Source organism: Microcystis sp. M53603_WE2 (assembly GCF_030065435.1).
Map to the genome: position 1 here is coordinate 1 of NZ_JASJFF010000454.1, position 1,899 is coordinate 1,899.

The 1,899-nt window shown below is 48.6% G+C and carries 3 protein-coding genes; all 3 read right to left on the minus strand.

Features of this window, described 5'->3' with window-relative positions:
- Window positions 1-72 precede the first annotated feature (72 nt).
- The 3 genes from PX481_RS09500 to PX481_RS09510 all read right to left on the minus strand — a co-directional run bounded on the left by PX481_RS09500 (window position 73) and on the right by PX481_RS09510 (window position 1,817).
- Window positions 73-717 carry a histidine phosphatase family protein gene (locus tag PX481_RS09500; protein ID WP_287684630.1) on the minus strand — a complete coding sequence of 215 codons (645 nt, stop codon included), beginning with the start codon at window positions 715-717 and terminating at the stop codon, window positions 73-75.
- A 49-nt stretch (window positions 718-766) separates the two neighbouring features.
- A complete protein-coding gene (locus tag PX481_RS09505) occupies window positions 767-1,405 on the minus strand; it encodes a histidine phosphatase family protein (RefSeq protein ID WP_002759709.1) in 639 nt (212 codons plus the stop codon).
- 229 nt (window positions 1,406-1,634) lie between these two features.
- On the minus strand, window positions 1,635-1,817 hold the full coding sequence (locus tag PX481_RS09510; protein ID WP_196219833.1) for a hypothetical protein: 183 nt from the start codon (window positions 1,815-1,817) through the stop codon (window positions 1,635-1,637).
- Window positions 1,818-1,899: the final 82 nt, after the last annotated feature.

Below are 1,899 nucleotides of genomic sequence, written 5' to 3' on the forward strand. Positions count from 1 at the left end.
ACATCTGATCACTGATAACTGAATCACTGATAACTGATCACTGATAACTGATAACTGATCACTGATAACTGATTAGGTGCAGGGGAGAGAACGCAGGTATTCACTGAGGTGAGAACGTAAACTGATGCCATGGAAAAGCGGGCCACGACTGCCTAATTCGACGATACTGACAGCGGCCACGGGCATTTCAAATCGATCGCGATAACGGCCCACATCGATGCCCATCAGACTACAGAGCATGATCCGGATGGTGGCCTTGTGGGAAACAATCAGGATATTGCCATCACTGTGGGTGTGTTCAATTTCCTCCAAAACGGCCGCCGAACGACGGGCGATATCGATCCCCCTTTCTCCGTTGGGGGGAGCATTCCAAGCCGGATCCGTCAACCAGCGTACATAGAGATCATGATATTGGCGATCGATATCGTTGGGGTGCATACCTTCCCAAAGACCATAACCGATCTCTTGTAATCCCTGGCGGATTTCTAATTTCAGTCCTACCGCTTCACAGAGGGGTTTAGCGGTTTGAATAGCTCTTTGGAGGGGACTGACGTAGGCCGCGCGCCAAGGTAAAGAACGATAGACATCGGCGAATTCCTCGGCCATTTCGATGCCTTCGGCAGTCAAACCGGGGTCATTTTCTGGAGTACCACAGTATCCTCCCGTTTTGCTATAGGCCGTTTGTCCGTGTCGTAGAAAATATAACATCAAGCACATAGTTTTTCAGGAGACCAAATTCGGGGCTTCCCTGGTTACTGTTGACTGGTTAGGTTCCCGCTCGCGAGCGTAGGTCATTGCGGAGGTGAGAGCGATCGCCCATGACTTGAAAGAGGGGACCGTGTTCGGCTAATTCGACGATCGTCACCGAGGCCACGGGCATGGCAATTCGATCGCGATAACGGCCGATATCAATGCCTAAAAGAGAACATAACATGATTCGGATCGTTGCTTTATGGGAAACGATCAAAATATGGCCATCATCGTGATTATGGTCGATTTCCTCTAATACTTCCGAACTGCGGCGAGCGATATCGATGCCTTTTTCGCCCCCTGTGGGAGAATTCCAGCCTGGATCTGCTAACCAGCGCACATAATCATCATGAAACTCCCGATTAACCTCGGCTGCGGTTTTTCCCTCCCATTGGCCGTAGGCAATCTCTTTTAATCCTTCCCGTTTGTGGATGGGAATACCTAAGAGATCGCTTAAAGGGGTGGCCGTGGCCATGGTGCGCTTGAGGGGACTAGAATAGATCCCTGTCCAAGGCACATCTCGATAGACAAGAGCGAAATCCTTGGCCATTTCATCGCCGGCCGGGGTTAGTTGCAAGTCTAATCGACCGCAAAAACTACCCGCTTGACTGGCTGTGGTTTCGCCATGACGCAAAAAGTAAAGTTTTAGACTCATTTTTTGGGTGCATCTCAATATTTGTGACTCTCTCCCACTTATAGTGATACTAAATCCTGTTTAAAAAGTACAGGAGACCAGGGAGCAGGGGGTGGGGAGCAGGGAGAAACAATCCATAACTTGGCAGTTAATCACACTATTAAAAACGGATTTGGTATGATAAAAGGTAAAAAAGGTTATCCTAAATTCCCAAAAAATAATCGGCTCTCTTATTCTTTGTGTGATAAGTTTAACTTATATAGTAGTGATCGATCTTTGTGTCTCTGTGGTTCGTTCCACTCACTCGCCCGCAAGACTGTATCTTAGAATACATTGAGGCAGGGTGTGGGGTGTGGGGTGTGGGGTGTGGGGAAGTGGGGAGATGGGGAGACCACTTCGTGCGCGTTGCGGGGGGAGAATAAATAAAAGCCATCTCCTAAGTAGGTAGGCGTTAAAAATTATCAGACACCACCCTTATCAAGGGGGGACTAAGGGTAGGGTTGATTCATGAATCA